The organism is Ornithinicoccus hortensis (genome assembly GCF_006716185.1).
GTDB lineage: Bacteria > Actinomycetota > Actinomycetes > Actinomycetales > Dermatophilaceae > Ornithinicoccus > Ornithinicoccus hortensis.
Genome location: NZ_VFOP01000001.1, coordinates 1,142,013 through 1,160,460, shown reverse-complemented (window position 1 = coordinate 1,160,460; position 18,448 = coordinate 1,142,013). Strand labels below are relative to the sequence as shown.

18 protein-coding genes and 3 tRNA genes are annotated in these 18,448 nt (G+C 72.9%); 6 read left to right on the top strand and 15 right to left on the bottom strand.

Annotated elements, in window-relative coordinates; translation table 11 throughout:
* Positions 1 to 57 precede the first annotated feature (57 nt).
* The 8 genes from rpmG to FB467_RS05320 form a co-directional block, all read right to left on the bottom strand.
* On the bottom strand, positions 58 to 228 hold the full coding sequence (gene rpmG / locus FB467_RS18440) for a 50S ribosomal protein L33 (protein WP_170230576.1): 171 nt from the start codon (positions 226 to 228) through the stop codon (positions 58 to 60).
* Positions 229 to 350: 122 nt separating this feature from the next.
* Positions 351 to 424: transfer RNA gene (locus FB467_RS05350), tRNA-Met, on the bottom strand.
* 33 nt (positions 425 to 457) lie between these two features.
* A tRNA-Thr gene (locus FB467_RS05345) sits at positions 458 to 530 on the bottom strand.
* Between the two features lie 50 nt (positions 531 to 580).
* Positions 581 to 925, bottom strand: a complete 345-nt coding sequence (locus FB467_RS05340) for a hypothetical protein (RefSeq protein WP_141784179.1) — start codon at positions 923 to 925, stop codon at positions 581 to 583.
* Between the two features lie 124 nt (positions 926 to 1,049).
* On the bottom strand, positions 1,050 to 1,403 hold the full coding sequence (locus FB467_RS05335; protein WP_141784178.1) for a hypothetical protein: 354 nt from the start codon (positions 1,401 to 1,403) through the stop codon (positions 1,050 to 1,052).
* 122 nt (positions 1,404 to 1,525) lie between these two features.
* Complete coding sequence (locus FB467_RS05330; RefSeq protein WP_141784177.1) at positions 1,526 to 2,443, bottom strand: MaoC family dehydratase; 918 nt, start codon at positions 2,441 to 2,443, stop codon at positions 1,526 to 1,528.
* 1 nt (position 2,444) lies between these two features.
* Complete coding sequence (locus FB467_RS05325; RefSeq protein ID WP_141784176.1) at positions 2,445 to 3,848, bottom strand: 3-oxoacyl-ACP reductase; 1,404 nt, start codon at positions 3,846 to 3,848, stop codon at positions 2,445 to 2,447.
* Entirely contained in the window at positions 3,848 to 5,134 is a 1,287-nt protein-coding gene (locus FB467_RS05320) for an acetyl-CoA C-acetyltransferase (RefSeq protein ID WP_141784175.1), read from the bottom strand. The genes FB467_RS05325 and FB467_RS05320 overlap by 1 nt, the downstream gene beginning before the upstream one ends.
* A gap of 98 nt (positions 5,135 to 5,232) precedes the next feature.
* On the opposite strand from FB467_RS05320, the gene FB467_RS05315 reads away from it, so the two are divergent.
* Complete coding sequence (locus tag FB467_RS05315; RefSeq protein WP_141784174.1) at positions 5,233 to 5,925, top strand: TetR/AcrR family transcriptional regulator; 693 nt, start codon at positions 5,233 to 5,235, stop codon at positions 5,923 to 5,925.
* Entirely contained in the window at positions 5,922 to 7,898 is a 1,977-nt protein-coding gene (locus FB467_RS05310; RefSeq protein ID WP_141784173.1) for an acyl-CoA dehydrogenase family protein, read from the top strand. The genes FB467_RS05315 and FB467_RS05310 overlap by 4 nt, the downstream gene beginning before the upstream one ends.
* A 7-nt stretch (positions 7,899 to 7,905) precedes the next feature.
* Here the strand turns inward: FB467_RS05310 and FB467_RS05305 are convergent, their stop codons facing one another.
* The gene (locus FB467_RS05305) at positions 7,906 to 8,460 is read right to left on the bottom strand and encodes a DinB family protein (RefSeq protein WP_141784172.1); all 555 of its coding nucleotides are present in this window, start codon (positions 8,458 to 8,460) and stop codon (positions 7,906 to 7,908) included.
* A 20-nt stretch (positions 8,461 to 8,480) separates the two neighbouring features.
* On the bottom strand, positions 8,481 to 9,068 hold the full coding sequence (locus tag FB467_RS05300; protein WP_141784171.1) for a DinB family protein: 588 nt from the start codon (positions 9,066 to 9,068) through the stop codon (positions 8,481 to 8,483).
* 117 nt (positions 9,069 to 9,185) lie between these two features.
* Between FB467_RS05300 and FB467_RS05295 the strand changes: the two genes are divergently transcribed.
* The gene (locus tag FB467_RS05295; protein ID WP_141784170.1) at positions 9,186 to 10,160 is read left to right on the top strand and encodes a helix-turn-helix transcriptional regulator; all 975 of its coding nucleotides are present in this window, start codon (positions 9,186 to 9,188) and stop codon (positions 10,158 to 10,160) included.
* Here the strand turns inward: FB467_RS05295 and rocD are convergent.
* The 3 genes from rocD to FB467_RS05280 all read right to left on the bottom strand — a co-directional run bounded on the left by rocD (position 10,106) and on the right by FB467_RS05280 (position 12,240).
* Positions 10,106 to 11,350, bottom strand: coding sequence for an ornithine--oxo-acid transaminase (gene rocD, locus FB467_RS05290; protein WP_141784169.1), 1,245 nt, complete (start codon positions 11,348 to 11,350; stop codon positions 10,106 to 10,108). The two genes, FB467_RS05295 and rocD, sit on opposite strands and share 55 nt — an antisense overlap.
* A 155-nt stretch (positions 11,351 to 11,505) precedes the next feature.
* Positions 11,506 to 12,003 carry a PspC-like choline-binding domain-containing protein gene (locus tag FB467_RS05285; RefSeq protein ID WP_141784168.1) on the bottom strand — a complete coding sequence of 166 codons (498 nt, stop codon included), beginning with the start codon at positions 12,001 to 12,003 and terminating at the stop codon, positions 11,506 to 11,508.
* Positions 12,004 to 12,154: 151 nt separating this feature from the next.
* Positions 12,155 to 12,240, bottom strand: a tRNA-Tyr gene (locus FB467_RS05280).
* 177 nt (positions 12,241 to 12,417) lie between these two features.
* Between FB467_RS05280 and FB467_RS05275 the strand changes: the two genes are divergently transcribed.
* A complete protein-coding gene (locus FB467_RS05275) occupies positions 12,418 to 12,915 on the top strand; it encodes a YajQ family cyclic di-GMP-binding protein (protein WP_141784167.1) in 498 nt (165 codons plus the stop codon).
* Here FB467_RS05275 and FB467_RS05270 read toward each other — a convergent pair.
* Entirely contained in the window at positions 12,899 to 13,762 is an 864-nt protein-coding gene (locus FB467_RS05270; protein WP_141784166.1) for a serine hydrolase domain-containing protein, read from the bottom strand. The two genes, FB467_RS05275 and FB467_RS05270, sit on opposite strands and share 17 nt — an antisense overlap.
* Positions 13,763 to 13,914: 152 nt before the next feature.
* Here FB467_RS05270 and FB467_RS05265 point away from each other — a divergent pair, with 152 nt between their 5' ends.
* The gene (locus tag FB467_RS05265; protein ID WP_141784165.1) at positions 13,915 to 14,439 is read left to right on the top strand and encodes an RNA polymerase sigma factor; all 525 of its coding nucleotides are present in this window, start codon (positions 13,915 to 13,917) and stop codon (positions 14,437 to 14,439) included.
* Between the two features lie 110 nt (positions 14,440 to 14,549).
* Entirely contained in the window at positions 14,550 to 15,920 is a 1,371-nt protein-coding gene (locus tag FB467_RS05260; RefSeq protein WP_141784164.1) for a hypothetical protein, read from the top strand.
* On the opposite strand, the gene pepN is transcribed toward FB467_RS05260, so the two are convergent.
* Entirely contained in the window at positions 15,910 to 18,408 is a 2,499-nt protein-coding gene (gene pepN / locus FB467_RS05255; protein ID WP_141784163.1) for an aminopeptidase N, read from the bottom strand. The two genes, FB467_RS05260 and pepN, sit on opposite strands and share 11 nt — an antisense overlap.
* Positions 18,409 to 18,448: the final 40 nt, after the last annotated feature.

Genomic DNA, 18,448 nt, shown 5'->3' with positions numbered 1-18,448 from the left:
GACGAAGGCCGCCACCCTGTGCGGGTGACGGCCTCGTGGTGGGCTGGTGCGGCGCGCTCAGCGGGTCTCGCGGTGCGCGGTGTGCTTGCCGCAGCGCGAGCAGAACTTCGCGAGCTCGATCCGGTCCGGGTGGTTCCGGCGGTTCTTCTTGGTGATGTAGTTGCGCTCCTTGCACTCCGTGCACGCCAGAGTGATCTTGGGGCGGACGTCGGCGCTCTTGCTGGCCACGGGGCAACCTGCTCTCGGAAATGTTCTGGTGGTCGGTTCTGCGTAGGTGAGCCGCCCGGACGGGGCCGAGCGGCGACACACAAGGATACGCGATAGGGGTCCCATACACCCAATCGCCTGCGTAGCGGGAGCGGGGCTCGATCCCGCGACCTCACGATTATGAGTCGTGCGCTCTAACCAGCTGAGCTATCCCGCCTCGGCGGTCCGCCGACGCGAGTCGGGGCACCAGAGCCCCCAAACGGAATCGAACCGTTGACCTTCTCCTTACCATGGAGACGCTCTACCGACTGAGCTATAGGGGCCTGCATCAGCCGCTCCGGGGCACCCCGGGGCGCGTGACGCTCCGCAGACTTTACACGGACTCCCCGGCGCGCACGAAATCGGGCCGACTACGACCGGGGCCACCCGTCTCCTCGTCGCTGGGCGGGGCAGAGGTGACGGAGAGTTGCAGCGGACTCGGCGGGGACACGGTGCGGAATCCGAGGTCCGCCACGACGGCGGCAAGGTACTGGCTGACGACCGGGTGGAGGTCGGGCGCGGCTCCGGCAGCACCGAACAGCGCCATCGCGTGCTCTGGGCCGGGGCGGTCGGCGTGTTCCCGGTGCCATGCACCCTGCACCGTGCTGCGTGGCATGCCGGCGCGCAGCGCCTCGGGGTCGGGTGGCGGCTTCTGGGCAGGGGCCGCGCGCCGGCTCACGCCGCCCACTCGTGTCGGACGCGACGGGCCAGCCGCACCAGGTCCTCGGCGCTCCGACCCTCACGCTCCCACTGCAGCGGAGTGTGGTCGCCGATCTCGGGCGCGGGCACGGTGAGCAGGGTGGCTACCGCCCAGGGATCCTGGTCACGGAGGCCTTGAACATGGCCACCAGGCCCGGCCGGACCTCCACGGTGCCGTGGGTGATGCGGAACTGGGAGAGCGGGTAGAAGACCTCACCGGTGGAGGCCCTGACGCCGAGGACGGAGCCGCTGCGGCGGCGGCTGTCGAGGGCCTGGCGGGTGTTGAGGCCGAGTTGCTCACGGGTGTGGACGGAGGTCCACACGGGGCCGATGCGATCGGCGAGGGGGTGCGGGACCGTGGCCATCAGCCCGCGGAGGACCTCCGCAGCCTGCTCCGGCGGGGGCAACGCCCGCTCAGGGCCCTTCCTCAGCTCTGCCTTGACCTGGTCGATCCACACGTTAGGTCGTGGCCATGGGAGGTAGTGGTGGCCATACCAACTCCTCCGGCCGCGTCAAGGGACGTCAACAAGCCTACGGCGGGGCGTCAGCCAAGGCCCAGGAGACCCCTCAGCGCAAGGGCTCAGCGGACGGTGCCGAGCAGGTGGTCCTTGGCGCCGTCGCGGGAGGTCACCGCGAAGTCCCAACCCTCGCCGGCGTCGTCGCGGCGGACGCCGAAGCCGACCGTGGAGGGCAGCAGCACCGGCTTGCGGAACTGCACGGCGGTCGTGTAGCTGGCCGGCAGCCGGGACTGCAGCGCCGCGAGCGCCCGGGCGTGCGTCCACATCCCGTGCACGATGGCGCGCGGGAAGCCCAGGGCCTTGGCCGACCACGGGTGCAGGTGGATGGGGTTGTAGTCCCCCGCGGCGCGGGCGTACCGGCGCCCCAGGTCGGCAGGCAGGCGCCACGTGCTCGACGGCTGGATCCGCGCGCCGGGGTCCGTCGCGGCCCGCTCCGTGGCCGCCGCCCCTTCGCCGGGTGCGCCCGCCCCGTCCTCGAGCCGAGCTCCCCGGATGAGATACTCGCTGCGGCCGTCCCAGACCGGGTCCGCCCCGACCCGGACCTGCTCCACCACGTCGAAGGCCACCCCGCTGCGGTGCGGGCGCAGGTCGGCGGCGTGGACCGTCAGGGTCAGGTCCTCGTCCACCCCGACCGGCCGGTGCAGCGTCATCTCGTTGGCCACGTGCACCATGCCCATCGCGGCGAACGGGAAGTCCCGGCGGGTGAGCAGGTCCATCTGCAGGCCGAAGGTGAGCACGTGCAACCAGGTGGGCGGCACGGTGTCCCGCAGCGTGAAGCCGCAGACCCGGGCGTAGTCCGCCAACCGGTCGACGTCCTGCCGCTGGTCCTTGACCATGAGGACGCGGTCGGGCAGGCCGGCACCCGCGCCGCGGCGGCCGACCGAGGTCAGCGCCGCCTTGGCCAGCAGGCCGGTGCCGCCGGGGACGGAGCCGAGCAGCTCGACCGGCCGGTCCGCGCCGGGGTCCGGGGTGGTGGCCACCTCAGGCCCCGATCTGGGACTGCCCGCAGACCCGGATGACCTGGCCGTTGACCGCGCCGCTGGTGGGGGCGGCCAGGTAGGCGATCGTCTCGGCGACGTCGACCGGCTTGCCGCCCTGCTGCAGGCTGTTGAACCGCCTGGCGAACTCGCGGGTGGCCAGCGGGATCTTGCCGGTCATCTCGGTCTCGATGAAGCCCGGGGCGACGGCGTTGACGGTGATGCCGCGGTCGGCCACCTGCGGTGCGAGGGCCCGCACCAGGCCGATCACCCCGGCCTTGGACGCGGCGTAGTTGCTCTGCCCACGGTTGCCGGCGACGCCGCTGGTGGAGGCCACCCCGACGACCCGGCCGTCCTCGGCCAGCCCGCCGGCGCGGCCCTTGTCGAGCAGCACCTCGTTGATCCGGAACTGGGCGGCCAGGTTGACGTCCAGCACGCTGCCCCAGCGGTCCTCGTCGGTGTTGACCAGCAGCTTGTCGCGGGTGATGCCGGCGTTGTGCACGATGGCGTGGATCCGGGCGTCGGGACCGTACCGGTGCGTCACGTGGTCGGCGATCCGGTCGCCGGCACCGGTCGCGGTGATGTCCAGCTGCAGGGCGGTGCCGCCGATCTCGTTGGCGACCTTGCCCAGCGCCTCACCGGAGGCGGGGATGTCGACGACCACGACCTTGGCCCCGTCGCGGGCGAAGACCCGGGCGATGTCGGCCCCGATGCCGCGGGCGGCGCCGGTCACCACGACCACGCGCCCGTCGAAGGGCGAGTCGGCGGGGACCGCCGCGCCCTCGGGGGCGGTCCCGACCCGCCACGGCTGCCCCGAGACGTAGGCCGAGCGGCCCTCGAGGAGGAAGGACAGGGTCGAGGCCAGGTCGGCGCCCGTGCTGCCCGGTGCGGTCCACACCAGGTTGGCGGTCGCGCCGGCCCGCAGCTCCTTGCCGACGCTGCGGACGATGCCCTCCAGCGCCTGCTGGGTGGCGGCCGACTCGGTCGCGTCGGTCAGCTCGGGTGCGGTGCCGACGAGCACCACCCGGCCGCAGGTCCCCATGCCCTTGAGGGCGGGGCGGAGCAGGGCGCGCACCGCCTCGAGGTCGGCGATGGTGGTGGCCGCGGTGGCGTCGACCACGACCGCGCCGATCCGCTGCTCGTATGCCGGGGGACGGGCCCTGCCCTCGTCGTCGGTTGTGCGCGCGGCCGGGTCGTCGCGCAGGGCCTCGACGGCGGGGACCCCGAGCGCGGCCAGCGCGTCGGCGACGATCCCGCCGGCCGCACCGACCGGGGCGGTGCCCAGCACGACGTCGCCGGTCGGCAGGTCCCGCCCGCGACGCAGGGTCACCGGTTGGGGCAGCCCGAGTTGCTTGCCGACGGCCTTGGCCACCGGGTTGGACGTGACGGTTGAGAACAGGTTGGGCATCACACAGCCTCCAGGATTGCAACGACGCCCTGCCCGCCGGCGGCACAGATCGAGATCAGGCCGCGGGCGCCGGGGCCCTTCTCGGACAACATCTTGGCCAGGCCGGCCACGATCCGCCCGCCGGTCGCGGCAAACGGGTGGCCGGCGGCCAGGGACGAGCCGTGCACGTTGAGCTTGCTGCGGTCGACGGTGCCGAGCGGCCCGTCCAGCCCCAGCCGTTCGGTGCAGAAGGTCTCGTCCTCCCACGCGGCGAGCGTGGCCAGCACGGTCGAGGCGAAGGCCTCGTGGATCTCGAAGAAGTCGAAGTCCCCCAGGGACAGGCCCTGACGGGCCAGCAGCCGCGGCACGGCATACGCCGGGGCCATCAGCAGGCCCTCCCCGCCGTCGACGTAGTCGACCGCGGCGACCTCGGCGTCCACGAACCTGGCCAGCACCGGCAGGTGGTGCTCGGTGGCCCACTCCTGCTCGGCCAGCAGCACCAGCGCGGCACCATCCGACAGCGGGGTGGAGTTGCCCGCCGTCATCGTCGCGCCCTCCCCCTTGCCGAAGACGGGGGACAGCTTGGCCAGCTTCTCCACCGAGGTGTCGGGGCGCAGCCCCTGGTCCCGGGTCAGCTTCAGGTAGGGGGTGACCAGGTCGTCGAAGAAGCCCGCGTCCCACGCCGCGGCCAGGTTGTGGTGGCTCGCGGCGGCCAGCTCGTCCTGGGCCTCCCGGGTGATGCCCCACTCCTTGGCGGTGCGGGCCTGGTGCTCACCCATCGAGAGCCCGGTCCGCGGCTCGGCATTGCGCGGGGTTTCCGGCGCGAGGTCGCCCGGCCGGATCGAGGCGAGCGCCTTCACCCGGTCGATCGGGCTCTTGGCGTTGCTCGCCGCGATCAGGGCCCGGCGCAGCCCCTCGCCGACGGCGATCGGGGCGTCGCTGGCGCTGTCGACGCCGCCGGCGATGCCGGAGTCGATCTGGCCGAGGGCGATCTTGTTGGCTACCTGGATCACCGTCTCCAGTCCGGTCCCGCAGGCCTGCTGCAGGTCGTAGGCCGGGGTGGTCGGGTCCAGCGAGGACCCGAGGACGGTCTCCCGAGCCAGGTTGAAGTCGCGGCTGTGCTTGAGCACCGCCCCGGCGGCCAGCTCACCGACCCGCTGCCCCGCCAGGCCGAAGCGGGCGACCAGCCCGTCCAGCGCTGCGGTGAGCATGTCCTGGTTGGAGGCGGCGGCATACGCGCCGCCGGACTTGCCGAACGGGATGCGGTTGCCGCCCACGACGACGGCGGTGCGGGGACTTTGCGGCATAAGAGCGGGCTCCTGGTGGTGGGCGGTCGCGCGGACCGATCCGGTGGTATCCGGTACCGACCGTAGCAGGTACAGCCGGTACTGGGTACTGTGGGGGCATGTCGTCCCGTTCCCAACCCGACGTGCCCGTCACCGACGGGCGAGATGCCCGCTGGGCCGAGCACCGCCGGTTGCGCCGACGGCAGCTGGTCGAGGCGGCGCTGCGCGCGATCCGCGCGCACGGCCCGGGCGTCGGCATGGACGACATCGCGGCGGAGGCCGCCACCAGCAAGACGGTGCTGTACCGGCACCTGGGGGACCGCAACGGGGTCTACTTCGCAGTGGTCGAGGCGGTCGACGCACTGGTCCTCTCCGACCTGGAGCGGGCGATGGACGAGACGGGACGCGGGCCGGACGGCACCCCGACCGACATGGTCGCGCTGGTCGCCGCGATGACCGACGGCTACCTGCGGCTGGTGGAGCGTGACCCGGACATCTACCGGTTCGTGCTGACCCGACCCCTGGTCGACCCCGACAGCGACCCGGTGCGCACCATCTCCGGCCGGATCGGCAAGCAGCTCGCAGACGTCCTCGAGGTACACCTGCGGCGCCAGCAGCGCGACCCGGCTCCCGCCACCCTGTGGGCGCTGGCGGTCGTGGCCGCGGTGAGCACCGCCGCCGACCACTGGCTGAACGACCCGACACCGCCGCCGCGCGCCGACGTCGTCGCGGCCGTCACCGACCTGTTCCGCCCGGCCCTCACCGGCCAGGGCGCGAGCCCGACCACCACCCCCACCCGGGAGGAACGATGAGTACCACCACCACCCAGCACACGCCCGACGTCCGCACCTCGCAGGCCCCGGCCAGCACCGCGCCGGCCGAGCAGGTGAGCGACCTCGGGGCGGCGCTGCGGCACGCGATCGACGGACCCCGGCGGGAGATCCGGGAGACCGCGCGGCGCGAGCTGGACCCCGCCGAGTTGCTGCGCGACCCCGGCCTGAGCATCCCGGAGGCCCGGCGGTGGGTCCGCGACCGCCTGCAGGGGCTGGCCGACCGGGGCTACGGCGGACGCGGGTACCCGACCACCGTGGGCGGTCAGGCCGACCTGGGCGGCACCGTCGCCGAGTTCGAGATGCTGGCCCACTTCGACCTCTCACTCGTGGTCAAGTCGGGCGTGCACTTCGGCCTGTTCGGCGGCGCGGTCTCCTCGCTGGGCAGCGACCGGCACCACCAGGAGTTCCTGCCCGGCGTGATCTCGCTGGCCACCCCGGGCTGCTTCGCGATGACCGAGATCGGCCACGGCAGCGACGTCGCCGCCCTGGAGACGACGCTGACCTACGATCCCGAGACGGACGAGATCGTGGTGCACTCCCCCACCGAGAACGCCACCAAGACCTACATCGGCGGTGCCGCGGAGGACGCCGTGCTCGCCGTCGTCTTCGGTCAGCTCGTCGTGGGCGAGGAGAACCACGGCGTGCACGCGGCCATCGTGCCGGTGCGGGAGGACGGCCGGGCGCTCCCCGGCATCACCATCGGTGACAACGGGGTCAAGGGCGGGCTGGCCGGCGTGGACAACGGCACGCTGCGCTTCGACCAGGTCCGGGTGCCCCGGTCGATGCTCCTGGACCGCTATGGCGGGGTCACCGACGACGGCACGTACGCCTCCTCCATCGACAGCCCGAACCGCCGGTTCTTCACCATGCTCGGCGCATTGGTCCGTGGTCGGATCTGTGTCGGCGGGGCCTCCACGGTCTCGGCGCGCAAGGCGTTGTCGATCGCCACGCGGTATGCCGTGCAGCGCCGGCAGTTCGACGCGCCGGGCCGGGACGAGGAGGTCCTCCTGCTGGACTACCTCGCCCACCAGCGCAAGTTGCTGCCGGCGATCGCCACGGCATACGCCCTCACCTTCGCGCAGAACACGCTGACCGAGCGGTTGGCCGAGGTGCAGGAGGCCCCCGAGCGCGACCTCGCCGCGCAGCGTGAGCTGGAGACCCGCGCGGCGGGCCTGAAGGCCGTGAGCACAGCCTTCGCCAACGAGACCATCCAGCTGTGCCGCGAGGCGTGCGGCGGCGCCGGCTACATGGCCGAGAACGGGCTGACGGTGCTGCGCCAGGACGCCGACGTCTTCGCCACCTTCGAGGGCGACAACACGGTGCTGTTGCAGCTGCTCGCCAAGGGGCTGCTGACCAACTACAAGGAGATGGTCGGCGACCTCGACATGCTCGGGATGGTGCAGTTCGCGGTGCGGTCCTTCGGCGGCTCGGTGATCGCCCGGACCGTGGCCAACCCGCTGATCGAACGGCTCATCCAGGCGGCCAGCCGCCGCAGCGAGGACGAGACGTTGCTGGACCGCGGGTGGCACCTGACGATGTTCGAGTCCCGGGAGAGCCACGTGCTGGAGTCCCTGGCGCTGCGGATCCAGGCGCTGGCCAAGGAGACCGACGACCCGTTCGTGGCGTTCAACACCACCCAGGACCACGTGCTGCTGGCCGCCCGGACACACATGGACCGGGTCGTGCTGGAGGCCTTCGTCGCGGCGATCGACGCCTGCGAGGACGAGGCAGCACGGGCGACCCTGGACCGGCTGTGCGACCTCTACGTGCTGTCCAACCTGGAAGCCGACAGCGGGTGGTTCCTGCGGCACCAGCGGATGTCCGCCGGGCGGGCCAAGGCGGTCACCCGGGCGATCAACGAGCTGTGTGGTCAGCTGCGCGAGGACGTCATCCCGATCGTGGAGGGGATGGGGTTCCCGCAGAGCTGGCTGGGCTCGGCGATGCTGCGCTAGCCAGCACTCAGCCCTCGACGGGCCCGGCCCCCACGTCGTGCAGGTGGTGGGCCAGGTCGTGCAGGAGGTAGCGGCCCAGCGTCAGCACGGTGAACTCCTTGCCGTCCGAGCGGAGCCCGGTGCGTTCCCACCCGGCGCCGTCGCCCGGCACAGCCGCGTAGTCGGCGGCCAGGCCGGCGGCCGCCGCGCCGAGCTCCCCGACCACGCGGGCCGGGTCCTGCTCGGCATACCGGCCGGCGAGGGCCGCATCGTCCGGGCCGAAGTCGGGGAAGGCGGGCGCCTCCTGCTCCCGCATGAGCCGCAGCCGCACGGTGAACACCCGGCAGACATCCCGGACGTGGCAGGCGTACTCCAGGTCGGACCAGCGGTCGGCGCGGCGCCGGACGCCGACGTCGGGACGCCGCAGAACTTCCGGCCAGGGAGCGGTGAGGGCGGTGATCAGGTCCGGCACGTCCTCGGCGGCCACCTCACCGGCGGTGAAGCCGCACTCCTGGCAGGTCCGGTCCAGCGTCCAGGTCCAGTCCTTGGTGTCCGGCGGGATGTCGGGTGCGGCCTCGCTCATCCTGGCAGGGTAGACCCGCCTCAGGCCCGGTGCGCCCACAGGTCGCGCAACAGGGCGATCTCGGCGCCGTGGTGGATCGCCTCCCGGTGGATGTGCAGGACCAGCTCGGCCATCGGGTGCTCGGCGAACGGGCCCTCCGCCTCCCCGACCGGGCGCCACAGCGCCTCCTCGTCCAGCGCCCGGACGCCGGCCACCCACCCCTGGTAGGTCGCGTCGAGCTGGGCCAGCGCCTCGTCGGCCGTCGCGGCGTACTCCCAGGTGAAGTAGTCGGCCGGCGGCCCCCCGAAGTGGGAGGCGTTGCGGGCGCCGAAGACGCCGACGACGAGGTGCGCCAGCCGCCAGGCGATGGTGGTCACCGGCGCCGGGTCGGGCTCGGGGATCGCGAAGTCCAGGACCAGGTCACCCGGCCCCGCGGCGTGCGAGGTGGTGGCGCTCTCCCGGGGTCGGACGTTCCAGGCGCCGGGCACCGGCTCCCAGAGGTACTCCTCGTCGGTCAGCCCCTCGAGCCGGGGCCGCAGCTGGCCCTCCCAGTGCCAGGTGAGCTGCTCCAGGGCGAACTCGGCCCAGGTGTGCGCGGTGATCGGGAAGCTGTCGGGCGTGCTGCTCATGCGGTCCTCCTCGGGGTGACCGGCGCGTGCGCCGCGCCGGGTGGTGCCTTTCTCGAGACCCAGCCTAGGTTCCCTACCGGACAGGATCAGTCCGCTATCGGTGGCAGGATCGGGAGGGTGACCGACACCACCGCCCGCGTCCTGCAGCTGCTCGGGCTGCTCCAGTCCCGCACGCTGTGGACCGCCCAGGAACTCGCCGGGCGGCTCGGCGTGACCACCCGCAGCGTGCGGCGCGACGTGGAGCGGCTGCGCGGCCTGGGCTACCCGGTGCGGGCCAGCCGCGGCGCCGGGGGCGGCTACCAGCTCGGGCCGGGCAGGGCGCTGCCGCCGCTGCTCCTGGACCCCGAGGAGGCGGTGGCCGTCGCGGTCTGCCTGCGCCTGGCGGCGGGTGGCACGGTGGCGGGCGTGGACGAGGCGGCGGTCCGGGCCCTGGCCAAACTGGACCAGGTCCTCCCGCCACGGTTGCGCGCGCACGTCACCGCGGTGCAGGAGTCGACGGTCGCGATCGAGGGGTTCTCCGCCGGGGTCGACCCGGACACCCTGCTCACGCTTGCCCGCGCCTGCCGGGACCTGGAGATGGTGCGGTTCGACTACACCGACCGCGCGGGGCAGCCCAGCGAGCGTCGGGTCGAGCCCTACCGGCTGGTGGCGCTCGGACGCCGTTGGTACCTGCTCGCCTTCGACCCCGACCGGGCGGACTGGCGGTCCTTCCGGCTGGACCGCATGGCGCGGGCGCAGGGTCGCGGGTGGCGGTTCACCCCCCGGGAGGCACCGGACGCGGCGGAGTACGTCCAGCGGTCGGTGCAGCAGGCGCCCTACCGGGAGGTGGCTACGGTCCTGGTCGGTATGCCGGCGGCCGAGTTGGCCGAGCGGGTCCCGCCGACCGCGGGTCGGGTGCGCGCCGTCGACGACACGACCAGCGAGCTGGTGACCGGGGCGATGGACCTGCGGTGGGCGGCGGCCCATCTGGCCATGTTGGACGCCCCGGTCACCGTGCTGGACCCGCCGGAGCTGCGGCAGGTCATGGCGGACCTGGGTCAGGCCTTGTTGCGGGCCTCCGCAAGCACCTCACCGAGGGCGTCGACCACCTGAGTGAGCTCCTCCCGGGTGATCACCAACGGCGGGGCGAGCCGGATCGTGGAGCCGTGGGTGTCCTTGGCCAGCACCCCGCGCTTGGCCAGGCCCTTGCAGGCCTCCTTGCCGCTCATCAGCTCGGGGTCGATGTCGATGCCGGCCCACAGCCCGCGGACCCGGACCGCGACGGCACCCTGGCCGACGAGCGCCTCCAGCCCGTCGCGGAAGACCGTCTCCAGCTCCGCGGCGTGCGCCTGGTGCTCGCCGGTCGCCAGCATGTTCACCACGGCGAGGCCGACGGCGGCGGCCAGCGGGTTGCCGCCGAAGGTGGAGCCGTGGGTGCCGGGGGTGATGACGTTCATCACGTCGGCGTCGGCCGCGACCGCGGAGACCGGCACGATGCCACCGCCGAGGGCCTTACCCAGCGTGTAGATGTCGGCCTCGACACCCTCGTACTCACAGGCCAGCGTGGTGCCGGTGCGGCCCAGCCCGGACTGGATCTCGTCGGCGATCATCAGCACGTTCTTCTCGGTGCACAGCTCGCGCAGACCGGGCAGGAACCCCTCCTTGGGGATCTGCACACCCTGCTCGCCCTGGATCGGCTCGACCAGCACGGCGACGGTGTCGTCGGTGATCGCGTTCTCGATCGCGGCCAGGTCGCCGTAGGGCACCGACTCGAAGCCTGGGGTGTAGGGCCCGTAGTCGTCCCGGGCGTCCGGGTCGTCGGAGAAGCTGATGATCGTGGTCGTCCGGCCGTGGAAGTTGCCGTCCATCACGATGATGTGGGCGCGTCCCTCGGCGACACCCTTGACCTGGTAGCCCCACTTGCGGGCCAGCTTCAGCGCCGTCTCGACGGCCTCGGCGCCGGTGTTCATCGGCAGGATCATGTCCTTGCCGACGAGCTTGGCCAGCGCCTCGCAGAAGGGTCCGAGCTGGTCGTTGTGGAACGCGCGGCTGGTCAGCGTCGACCGGTCGAGCTGAGCCTTGGCCGCCTCGACCAGGCCGGGGTGGCGGTGGCCGAAGTTCAGGGCCGAGTAGCCGGCCAGTGCGTCCAGGTATCGGTTGCCCTCCACGTCGGTGACCCAGACCCCCTCAGCCTGCGCCACGACGACGGGCAGCGGGGCATAATTGTGCGCCGCGACCTTGTCCTCGAGCTGGATGAAGTCGGCGTTGGTGGTGGGGGCTGCCCCGTCGGTGTGCGTCGTCATGGGCTCAGCGTACGGGGCCTGGGTGGAAGAGGACATGGGCTACCTCGCGCAGGTGGGGCGGGACTCCACGGAGTCGATAGTTATGCATGGACACGCATCATCATACAGATGGCATCGCGTGCGTATGCCGTGGCCCGCCCCTCCTGCGCCGCGGGTCAGCCCGAGGTCGACTCCTCGTAGACCACCGCTTCCACGCCGTGGTCCTGCTGGCCCTCGACCAGGTCGAGGTCGAGCCAGACCTGGAGCTGGCCGCCCTCCTCGAACGGCACGACCACCAGGGTGCCCTCGGGGTCCTCGGACAGCTCGGGCTGCCCGGCGGTGAGCTCGGCCCACGCCTCGACGCCGGCGAACCCGTCCACCGGTCCGAGCCGCAGCGCGAGGTCCTCGTCGCCCTCCTGCACGGCGGCGACGAAGGTCTGGGCGTATGCCGTCGGCTCGCTGGGCAGACCGTCCGCCGGTGCCTCCGTGGTCGGCTGCTCGTCCTCGGTGGTCGGCGCGGCGTCCTCCGTCGTCGGAGCGGCGTCCTCGGTGCTCGTCGGTTGCGGCTCCGCGGGCTCGAGGACCGAGGGGTCCTCCTCGGTGCTCCCGCAGGCGGTGAGGAGCACCGCCAACGCGGCCGTGCACAGCACCTTGTCCAGCGTCCTGAGCCTCATCATGCATCCCTCCCACATCGTCGCGGCGCCGGTCCGGCGCCCCTCCTCAAGACGTGCCGGGGCCGCCGGAACGTTCCACGGGTCGGGGTATCCGGAACCAGAAACCGGCTGGTCACCGACTCTTCGCGAGTCGGTGACCAGCCGGTCCGTGTGGTGGCAGGTGCAGGATTCGAACCTGCGTAGGCATACGCCGACGGATTTACAGTCCGCTTCCATTGGCCGCTCGGACAACCTGCCAGGGCAAAACGCGAGTGTCACCATAGCAAGGGAACTGGCCCCGCCGAAAACGAGGCGACGGCGTCGCGCAGCGGCGCCGAGGGTTCCGCGCAACCGCCCGCAACGGGCGGTCGACTCCCGGGCAGGCACACGGCATACGATCGGGTCCCGCCCACAGACACCCAGGAGGGACCGGTCATGGCCGACTCATCGTTCGACATCGTCAGCAAGGTGGACAAGCAGGAGGTCGCCAACGCGGTGAACCAGGCCGCCAAGGAGATCAGCACCCGCTACGACTTCCGGGGCGTCGGGGCCTCGGTGGAGCTGTCCGGCGAGACCATCGCGATGAAGGCGAACAGCGAGGAGCGGGTCAAGGCGGTGCTCGACGTGCTGCAGACCAAGCTGGTCAAACGGGGCGTGTCGCTGAAGCACCTGGACTACTCCCACGACGGTGAGCCGCGGGTCTCCGGCAAGGAGTACCGCCTGGACGCCGTCCTCTCCGAGGGCATCTCCTCCGAGAACGCCAAGAAGATCGCCAAGATGATCCGGGACGAGGGCCCGAAGTCGGTCAAGGCGCAGATCCAGGGCGACGAGCTGCGGGTCACCTCCAAGTCCCGGGACGACCTGCAGGCCGTGCAGGCGATGCTCAAGGGCGCCGACCTGGACGTGGCGCTCCAGTTCACGAACTACCGCTGAGCGTCTCCAACTCCTCCCGGCAGGCGGCGAACAGCGGGCGGTCGTCCACCTCGGCGGACACCGCCCGACCGGTCCCCGCCGTCCCGTCGGCCAGGGCCAGCACAGCAAGCGTGAAGCCCGGGCCGCCTCCCCCGTGGCCCACGAGTCGGGTCGGGCCACCGCCCGTCATGACGCCCATCCCGTAGCCGGCCGGGTCCAGCGGGTGCCCGTGCACCGGCACCGGCTGCGGCTCCAGCATCCGGGCCCGCCGGTCCGGGGCCAGCAGGTCGCTGCGCAGCAACGCCGCCAGGCCGGCCGCGAGGTCCGCGCCGCGGGCCAGGAAGGTGCCCGGATAGACCCATCCCGGGTCGTAGTCCGAGGGGCGGGCGACGCCGGCGGTGACCCCGGACCAGTCCTCCCGGGTCGCCAGCGGGTGCACGGTGACCCCGAGCGGGTCCAGCACCGCGGCCCGCAGCACCGGCAGGAAGCCGCCGCCGGTCTCCTCCAGGCACAACCGCAGCAGCGTGTAGCCGACGTTGGAGTAGCGGAACTGCCCGGGTGACCCCTCCCACGGCATCCGGAGCACCCGGTCCAGCAGCTCCGCGGTCTCCCAGGCGTCCTCCCGGGCCGTCACGGCCTCCCGGTATGCGGGCAGGGCGGTGTAGTCGGGCAGCCCGGACCGGTGCGCCAACAGGTCCCGGACCGGGAACCGGCGGTAGCCGTCGGGGACCCAGGCGGGCAGGTAGTCGCCCACCGGGCGGTCCGGGTCGATGCCCAGCCGGTCGCCCAGGACAGCCGCGGCGGTGAACGACTTGGCCACGCTGTAGGCGGGGACCACCGCTGACGGGGCGAGCACGGGGACGGGCATTTCCCGGAGCCTACCCACCGGCCCGTCCCGCGTCGGGGGCACGGGAGTGCCGCCCCCGGTGCAACACCGGCACCCCACCGGACACAGGAGGGGTGAGACGCCCCGCGCCGCGGGGTACCGGCCCCGGAGGGGGAAACCGTATGGTGCTGGGCATGGCTGCCACGGGCGGCCCTGACGCGCAGCCTCGCGACGGGGCCTGGTTCGACCAGGTCTTCGCCGAGCACGCCACGGCGGTGCACCGCTACTTCGTCCGCCGGGCACCCCGCGAGGACGTCGAGGACCTGACCGCCGAGGTGTTCACCACGGCCTGGCGGCGCCGGGACCGGATCCCGTCCGACTTCGTCCTGCCGTGGCTGTACCGGACCGCCTCCTACGTGCTGTCCAACCATCGCCGCAGGCCGACGCTGACACTGCTCGGCGACTCCGGTCCGGACGACCACGGCCACCACCGCAGCCACTCCGCCGACCCCGCGGACCTGGTCGTGGAGGACCACCAGGTGCGTGCGGCCCTGGCCCGGCTCAGCGACCGGGACCGCACCATCTTGATGCTGCACGCCTGGGAGGGACTGGACGGCGAGGGGCTGGCCAAGGCGCTGGGGGTGAGCCGCGGCGGCGCGGCGGCTGCGCTCTCCCGGGCCCGCTCCCGGCTGCGGGAGGCCTGGTCCGATGAGCAGTGAGCCGCCGGCGGGACCCACTCGTCCCGCCCACCGATCCACCCGACGGGTACCACCAGGGTCCCGGAGCCGCAGGGGGCTCCGCACCCCGGTCCAGACCAAGGAGGCATGACATGTTCGACGACCACGACGACGAGGCGCTGCACCGGTTGCGGGCCGCCGACCCGGCCCGCGGGGCCCACCCCGACCAGGCCTCGCTCAGGCGCCGGCTGATGGACCGGACCCCGCTGGGGCTCCGGGCGGCCGGGCTCACCGGCGGGTCGTCCGCGGGCGCCGACCCGGACCGGGCGGTGCGGGTCCAGGACGGCACCACCCGCGGGAGCCGGAGCACCCTGGTCGCCGCCGCCGCGGCCGCCGCGCTGGCGATCGCGGCGGGCGGCTACGCGGTCGGGGCCCAGACGGCCGACGACGCACCGGGCGGGACCGGTGTCGCGGCCACGGGCACGGACGACGACAGGTCCGGGACACCCGACCACGCTGCCGGGGAAGACAGCGCGTCGGGGATGGCGGAGCCCGGCATCCAGGACGAGTATGCCGACGACCAGGGCAGCGCGGAGAGCGCGACCGGCAGCTACTACCCCTACGGGCCCACCGTGCTCTCGGCGGGACCGGAGCTGTCCACCGAGGGCGGCACGGGTGAGGTGAAGGTGCTGCGCGCGGCGGACGTCGACCCGGTGGAGTTCCTCTCCTCCTGGGCGGCCGAGCTCGGGGTCGAGGGCGACGTTGAGGAGATGGAGGGCGATGACTACGCCGACCTGACCTCCGGTGCGATCTACCTGTCCCTGTCGTCCACGGACTTCAGCTACAGCAACATGCTGACCGACCCGTACTGCGAGGAGATGTACGGCGAGAGCACGCTCGACATCTTCTTCGGCGGGTCGGCGCCGTTCTCCGGGGAGGACTGCCTCCCGGCCGGGGACCTGCCGAGCGACGAGGAGGCGATCGCCCAGGCCCAGGAGTTCATGGCCACGACCGGCATCCCGCTCGACGACGTCGAGTGGTCGGTGTACCGCTATGAGGACGACCCCCAGATGAACGTCTCCGGCAGGCGCCCGGACCGCCCGGCCAACACCATCGAGGTGACCCTGTCGGGTGCTGGCGTCTCGGGCGCCTACGGCTCGCTGGGCGAGTACGAGTCCCTCGGTGAGTACCCGTTGCTGTCCCCCGCCGAGGCCGTCGAGCGGGCCTCGGACCCGCGGTTCACCTGGGCCGGGGTGTGGATCCCCGAGCTGGACGACGAGGCCCTCATGTTGGAGGAGACGGACCCGGCCCAGGCGCCGGAGCGCTTCGAGCTGACCGCCGGCTCACCGATCCCGTACCCGGTCAACGAGGCGACCATCGTGGACGCCACGTTGAAGACCGGCATCCTGTCGCTGGATGACGGCACGGAGGTCGCCGTGCCGGCCTACGACCTGGTCGACGAGGACGGCCTGCACCACGCGGTGCTGGCCCTGTCCGAGGAGGCGCTGGACTTCACCCCGTGACGGGCGGGTAGGCGGCCCGGGACGCCAGGACCTCCCGGAGCAGCGACTGCTGGTCCACCAGCGCGCGGCGCACGGCGGGCGAGAGGCCGCCACGGTCCAACCGGGCCGTGGTGGCCTCGTCCGTCGCGGGCTCCGCGATCGCCCCGGGGTAGGCCAGCGAGGCCACCCGGGCCAGCGCGTCCTGCCCGATCCGGCCGCTCAGCGCCGGCACCTCCTCGTGGAACCGGTCGACGTAGGGCCGCAGCAGGTCCGGGTCGCCACCGGCCCAGAAGGCACCGGCCAGGGCGTTGAGCTCGTAGTTGGAGCGGCCGTGGTCGCCGGTCAGCTGGTCCCACGCCCACTCCTTGGCGGCCTCCGTGGGGCGGGCGGCCCGGGCCGCCAGGGCACCGAGCTTGCCCTGCAGCGAACGGTCCTGCTCCTCCGCGGCCGCGATGGTGGCCTCGTCCACGGCGTCGAGCAGCGCCAGCGCCCGCAGCACCGTCCACCGGAAGTCGACGTCGTCCACCAGCGCCAGGGGCCGGTCGACCCCCTCGGCCCAGCGAGTGAGCAGGTCGGTGTCGTCGGTGGTCTGCGCCAGCAACCGGGCCGCGGTCACCGACTGGGAGGACCCGGGGGCCGCCGCGTCCAGCCTCTGCCGCGCGGCACCGGCCACCCGGCGGCGGGCGTCCGGTCGGTCCTCCGGCCGCAGCACCACGCCCAGCAGCCGGGACCCGACCAGCCAGGCGACCTTGCCCAGGACGGAGGGCTCCTCCTCCACCGGCCAGGCCGTCTCGAAGACCCGCAGCAGGTGCTGGGGGTCGAGCTCGGCCACCGCGAGCGCGTCGGCCAGCGCCACCCAGACCACCGCCCGTTGGACCGGCTCGGGCACTGCCGGCAACTCCTCCGGGAGCGCGGCCACGCTGGCCGCGTCCAGCCGGACCCGGGCCCAGGTGAGGTCGCTGGCGTTCGGGATGAGCAGCCGCACCGGGCCTGAGGGCACCACCGGCAGGGTGGCGGCGTCCTGCGCGAGCTGCGCCTCGGCATACAGCGTGCGGGTGCCGCCGGACCACCCGGCGACGTCCAGGGTGTGCGGCCGGTCCGCGGGGTGCTCCGCGGGCGGGGTCCGGGTGAGGTCCAGCCTCCCCTCACCGACGACGGCGCCGATCGTGTCCAGCCCGGCGGTGCGCAACCAGCCACCGGCCCACGGCCCCAGGTCCTCCCCGGAGGCGGTCTCCATGGCGGTCAGGAAGTCGGACAGCCCCGCGTTGCCGAACGCGTGCTCCCGCAGGTATGCCGAGATGCCGGTGACGAAGGCGTCGTCGCCGATGTGCGCGATGAGCTGGCGCAGCACGGCGGCGCCCTTGGCGTAGGAGATGCCGTCGAAGTTCTGCAGGGCGGTGTCGGCGTCCGGGGCGGGCGAGCCCGCGACCGGGTGGGTCGACGGGGTGCGCTCGGCGGCGTAGCCCCAGGTCTTGCGGTACATCGCGGAGTCGACCCAGGCGGCCTGGAAGTCGGTAGCGGCCACCAGGGTACGGTGCGCCATGTACTCGGCGAACGACTCGTTGAGCCACAGGTCGTCCCACCACTGCATGGTGACCAGGTCGCCGAACCACATGTGGGCCATCTCGTGGGCGATCGTGTTGGACCGGGCCAGCACCTCGTCCTCGGTGGCGGCGCCGCGGAAGATGTAGGAGTCGCGGAAGGTGACGCACCCGGGGTTCTCCATCGCCCCGGCGTTGAACTCGGGGACGAACACCTGGTGGTAGGCACCGAACGGGTACCGGATGCCGAACAGCCGGTGGTAGTAGTCGAACGCGGCCCGGGTCACCTCGAGCATCTGCGGGGCCTGTTCGCGCAGCTGCGTAGCGAGCGAGGCGCGGGCGTGGATCCCCAGCGGGATGCCGTCGTGGTGGTCGGTCACCGAGGCGTAGGGCCCGGCGCAGACGGTGACGAAGTAGGTGGCCAGCGGGTGCGTGGTCGCCAGGTCCCAGCGGGTCTCCCCGCTGCGGGTGGCGACCCCGTTGCCGAGCACGGTCCAGCCCTGCGGCGCGGTGACGGTCAGCGTGTAGGGGGCCTTGAGGTCCGGTTGGTCGAAGCAGCCGAAGACCCGGGGTGCGGCGTCCAGGAACAGGTGGCCGTAGACGTAGTAGCGCCCGTCCGAGGGGTCCAGCGCCCGGTGCAACCCCTGGCCGTCGTTGCTGTAGGCCATCGTCGCCCGCACCGTGACCTCGTTGCGGTCGCGCAGGTCGGGCAGCGTCACCCGGGAGTCGCTGACCGCGGCGGGGTCCAGGCTGCGTCCGTTGAGGGTGATCTCGTGGACCTGCTCCGCCGCGAGGTCCAGGAAGGTGCTCGCCCCCGGCTCCCGGCAGCCGAACCCGATGGTGACGGTGGAGCCGAAGGTGGTCTGGCTACCCCGGTCGCCGCCGCTGAGGTCCAGGTCGACGGTGTATGCCGTCACGTCCACCAGCGCGGCACGGGCCTGGGCGTCGGTGCGGGTCAGGTTCGCCATACGGACAGGTAATCACGTCGGGTCCGGCTGCCGGAAACGC

Coding starts and splice junctions, on each gene's coding strand:
- FB467_RS05300 (WP_141784171.1), bottom strand. CDS start 9,068: ATGAGCAGCACGCCCGACAGCTTCCCGATCACCGCGCACACCTGGGCC.
- FB467_RS05325 (WP_141784176.1), bottom strand. CDS start 3,848: ATGCCCAACCTGTTCTCAACCGTCACGTCCAACCCGGTGGCCAAGGCC.
- FB467_RS05260 (WP_141784164.1), top strand. CDS start 14,550: ATGTTCGACGACCACGACGACGAGGCGCTGCACCGGTTGCGGGCCGCC.
- FB467_RS05310 (WP_141784173.1), top strand. CDS start 5,922: ATGAGTACCACCACCACCCAGCACACGCCCGACGTCCGCACCTCGCAG.
- FB467_RS05265 (WP_141784165.1), top strand. CDS start 13,915: ATGGCTGCCACGGGCGGCCCTGACGCGCAGCCTCGCGACGGGGCCTGG.
- FB467_RS05320 (WP_141784175.1), bottom strand. CDS start 5,134: ATGCCGCAAAGTCCCCGCACCGCCGTCGTCGTGGGCGGCAACCGCATC.
- FB467_RS05305 (WP_141784172.1), bottom strand. CDS start 8,460: ATGAGCGAGGCCGCACCCGACATCCCGCCGGACACCAAGGACTGGACC.
- FB467_RS05285 (WP_141784168.1), bottom strand. CDS start 12,003: ATGAGGCTCAGGACGCTGGACAAGGTGCTGTGCACGGCCGCGTTGGCG.
- FB467_RS05275 (WP_141784167.1), top strand. CDS start 12,418: ATGGCCGACTCATCGTTCGACATCGTCAGCAAGGTGGACAAGCAGGAG.
- FB467_RS05315 (WP_141784174.1), top strand. CDS start 5,233: ATGTCGTCCCGTTCCCAACCCGACGTGCCCGTCACCGACGGGCGAGAT.
- pepN (WP_141784163.1), bottom strand. CDS start 18,408: ATGGCGAACCTGACCCGCACCGACGCCCAGGCCCGTGCCGCGCTGGTG.
- FB467_RS05270 (WP_141784166.1), bottom strand. CDS start 13,762: ATGCCCGTCCCCGTGCTCGCCCCGTCAGCGGTGGTCCCCGCCTACAGC.
- rocD (WP_141784169.1), bottom strand. CDS start 11,350: ATGACGACGCACACCGACGGGGCAGCCCCCACCACCAACGCCGACTTC.